The organism is Streptomyces sp. NPDC007162 (assembly GCF_040634175.1).
Lineage (GTDB): Bacteria > Actinomycetota > Actinomycetes > Streptomycetales > Streptomycetaceae > Streptomyces.
The window spans coordinates 1-3,702 of sequence record NZ_JBEYFC010000713.1 but is presented as its reverse complement, the minus strand read 5'-3'; the positions used below and the strand labels follow the sequence as shown (position 1 = coordinate 3,702).

The 3,702-nt window shown below is 72.3% G+C and carries 4 protein-coding genes; all 4 read left to right on the top strand.

The annotated features are described in order from the left end of the window. Positions 1-319: MarR family transcriptional regulator (locus ABZ646_RS42585; protein ID WP_360531991.1), on the top strand; the 319-nt coding region annotated here is incomplete at its 5' end. Then, a complete protein-coding gene (locus ABZ646_RS42580; RefSeq protein WP_360531988.1) occupies positions 316-1,755 on the top strand; it encodes an MFS transporter in 1,440 nt (479 codons plus the stop codon). The genes ABZ646_RS42585 and ABZ646_RS42580, both read left to right, overlap by 4 nt. An 8-nt stretch (positions 1,756-1,763) precedes the next feature. Continuing rightward, positions 1,764-2,348 carry a hydrolase gene (locus ABZ646_RS42575; RefSeq protein ID WP_360531985.1) on the top strand — a complete coding sequence of 195 codons (585 nt, stop codon included), beginning with the start codon at positions 1,764-1,766 and terminating at the stop codon, positions 2,346-2,348. 150 nt (positions 2,349-2,498) lie between these two features. Continuing rightward, on the top strand, positions 2,499-3,702 hold a 1,204-nt coding region (locus tag ABZ646_RS42570; RefSeq protein ID WP_360531982.1), incomplete at its 3' end, for a glycosyltransferase family A protein.

The window sequence follows — 3,702 nt, the reverse complement described above, 5'->3', positions numbered from 1 at the left end:
GTCGGCGCTGACCCTGGTGTCGAAGCACGGCGCGGCCACGGCCAGCGCACTGGCCTCCGCCGAGGGGGTGCGGCCGCAGTCGATGGCCGCCACCCTGGCCGCGCTGGACCAGCAGGGCCTGATCCGGCGCAGCCCCGACCCGACCGACGGCCGCCGCCAGCTGGTCACCCTCACCGAGGCCGGACAGGCCCGGGTCGAGGGCAACCGGCAGGCACGCGACGAGTGGCTGGCCCGCGCCTTCCAGGACCGGTACACCGATGACGAGCGCCGCACCCTGCTCACCGCCATCGAACTGCTCGAACGGCTGTCGCGCCCGTGATACCGAGGCTCACCTCGGGCACCGGCGCGGCCACCCGTCCGGCGTCCGCGGGATTCGACCGGCGGCTGATCGCGCCGATGGTCCTGGGCTCCGTACTGAACCCGATCAACTCCTCGATGATCGCCGTGGCCCTGGTGCCGATCGGCATCGCCTTCGGGGCGCCGCCCGCCGAGACGGTGTGGCTGGTCACCGCGCTGTACCTGGCGACGGCGGTGGGCCAGCCGGTGATCGGACGGCTCGTGGACGTGTACGGGCCGCGCAGGCTGTACCTCGTCGGGACCGGTCTGGTGGGCGTCGCCGGGCTGGCGGGCACGCTGGCGCCCTCGCTGGGCGTGCTGATCGCGGCCCGGGTGCTGCTCGGGTTCGGCACGTCGGCGGCGTACCCGGCGGCGATGCGGCTGACCCGGAGCGAGGCCGAGCGCACCGGCCAGGACAGCCCGGCCGGGGTGCTCACCGCGCTCGCCGTGTCCGGCCAGACGGTGGCCGTGATCGGTCCGACGCTGGGCGGGATACTGATCGGCGCCGGCGGCTGGCACCTGGTGTTCGCCGTCAACGTGCCGCTCTCCGCGGCCTGTCTGGTCCTCGGCGCAGCATGGCTGCCGAAAACCGCGGCCCCTGCACGGCCCCAGCGCATGGACCTGTCCGGCATGACCCTGTTCGCCGTCCTGCTGGTCTCACTGATGCTGTTCCTGATGAGCCCGCGGCCCGACCGCTGGTACCTGCCCGCGCTGGCCGTGGCCGCGACCGCCGCCTTCGCGGCCCGGGAGCTGCGGGTGCCCGACCCGTTCGTCGACCTGCGGGTCCTCGGCGGCAACGTCCCGCTCGTGGTCACCTACGTACGCCAGCTCCTCGCGTACACCACCTCGTACGCCTTCCTGTACGGCTACACGCAGTGGCTGGAGCAGGGCCGCGGGCTCGGTGCCTCCACGGCCGGGCTGGCGCTGCTGCCCCTGTCGGCCGCCGCGCTCGTCACCGCCACGGTCACCGGCCGCCGGGAGGCCGTCCGCGCCAAGCTGGTGGCCGGTTCCGTGCTGCAGATCGCGGGCTGCGCGGCCCTGCTGCTGGTCGGCGCCTCCAGCCCGCTCTGGCTGCTGCTCGCGGTCGGCGCGCTGCTCGGCGTCCCGCAGGGGCTGCTCGGGCTCGCCGCGCAGACCGCGCTGTACCGGCAGGCCGACCCGGAGCGGATCGGCTCCGCCGCCGGCTTGCTGCGCACCTTCATGTACCTCGGCGCGCTCGGGGCCTCCGCCGCCACCGCGGCGTTCTACCCGCACCGCGCCGACACGGGCGGGCTGCACGGCCTGACCCTGTTCATGCTCGCCGGCTCCGCACTGCTGCTGGCGATCACCCTGCCGGACCGCTCGCTGGCCCGGCTCACCCCTGCAACCCCTGGGACCCCCGAAGCCCCAGAAATCCCCCAAGCCCCTCGAAAGGCCTGATCCACCCCATGTCTCTGAGCACTCTCGACCCGCGCACCGCCCTCGTCGTCATCGACCTCCAGCAGGGCATCGTGGGCATGCCCACCCAGCCGCGCTCCGGTGCCGACGTGGTGGCCCGCGCCGCCGAGCTCGCCGCCGCCTTCCGTGCCGAGGACCTGCCCGTGGCCCTGGTCCGGGTCTCCTTCGCGGCCGACTTCGCCGACGCCGTGCCCGGCCGCACCGAGCGCCAGGCGCGCGGCCTCGCCTTCCCCGAGGGCTGGGACGTCGTGGTCGACGCGTTGTCCGGCCACGCCGGCGACATCCTGGTCACCAAGCACAACTGGAGCGCCTTCCACGGCACGGACCTCGACGTGCAGCTGCGCCGCCGGGGCGTCACCCAGATCGTCCTGGCCGGCATCGCCACCAGCATCGGCGTGGAGTCCACCGCCCGCGACGGCTACGCCCACGGCTACCACGTCACGCTCGCCACGGACGCCATGGCCGACGCCGACGGGGAGGCGCACCGCAACAGTGTGGAGCGGATTTTCCCCAGGCTCGGTGAGTCGGGCAGCACGGCGGAGGTCCTGGAACTGCTGGCGAAGACCCACGGCTGACCAGGACATTTGACGCACGGCTGACACTTCACGACCCGGTCTTGACCAGGGGTTGAGACACGCCCAAGGTCTGGACCGGGTTAGCATTCGCCCACGTGTACGTGCCGTCCAGGGAAACGGACGGCTTTATCCAGGGGGCTAGGAAGCCGGATGCCGGTCAAGGTAAGTGTTGTCGTCCCTGTCTACAACCCGGGACCCTATATCGAGGACTGCATCGCCTCGGTGCTGCGGCAGTCGCTGCCGCGCGACGAGTACGAGGTCGTCTTCGTTGACGACGGCTCCAGCGACGAGACCCCTGCCCGGCTGGACGCGCTCGCGGCCGAGCACCCCCACATCCAGGTCATCCACCAGGAGCCCTCCGGCTGGTCCGGCAAGCCGCGCAACGTCGGCATCGCCGCCTCCAAGGGCGAGTTCGTGATGTTCGTCGACAACGACGACTTCCTCGGCGACGAGGCCCTGGAGCGGATGTACGACTACGGTGTCGCCAACGAGGCGGACCTCGTCATCGGCAAGATGGCCGGCAAGGGCCGTCCGGTGCCGGTGGAGCTGTTCCGCCGCAACCACCCGCGGGCCACCGTCGAGAACGCCCCCCTGATGAGCAGCCTGACCCCGCACAAGATGCTGCGCCGGTCCTTCCTGGACCGCATCGGGCTGCGCTTCCCCGAGGGACGGCGGCGCCTCGAGGACCACGTCTTCGTCGCCGAGGCGTACCTGCGCGCGTCGAACATCTCGGTGCTCAGCGACTACGTCTGCTACTACCACATCAAGCGCGAGGACGCCTCCAACGCCGGTTTCCAGCGCTTCGACCCGGTCGGCTACTTCGGCAACCTCCGGGAGGCCCTCGACGTCGTCGAGCGCTACACCGAGCCCGGCGCCAAGCGCGACCGGATGTTCCACCGCTGGCTGAACAACGAGATGACCGAGCGACTGCGCGGCAAGCGGTTCCTCAACCTGCCGGACGACTACCGCAGGGAGCTCTTCGACGAGATCCACAAGGTGATCGCCGAGCGGATGGGCCCGTCCGTGTTCGCGCTGCTCGCCCCGGCCCAGCGGGTGGTCGCCGAGCTGGCCGCCGCCGGCCGCTACGAGGACGTGCTCGCCGTCGCCGAGTGGGAGGCGGCCGTCACCCCCTCGACGGCCCTGGAGCGGGTCGTGTGGGACGGCGGCGCCCTGAAGCTCGACTTCACCGCCGAGTACACCGCGGACGGCGCCCCGAAGACCTACCCGGAGGACACCGCCGTCGCCTCCGACGGCCCGGCGGCGACCGCCGCGGAGGCCAGACCAGGTGATCGAGGCCGCCGACGCCGTGATCGCCGTCTCCGGGGCCATGCGGGAGGACATCCTCGCCTGCTAC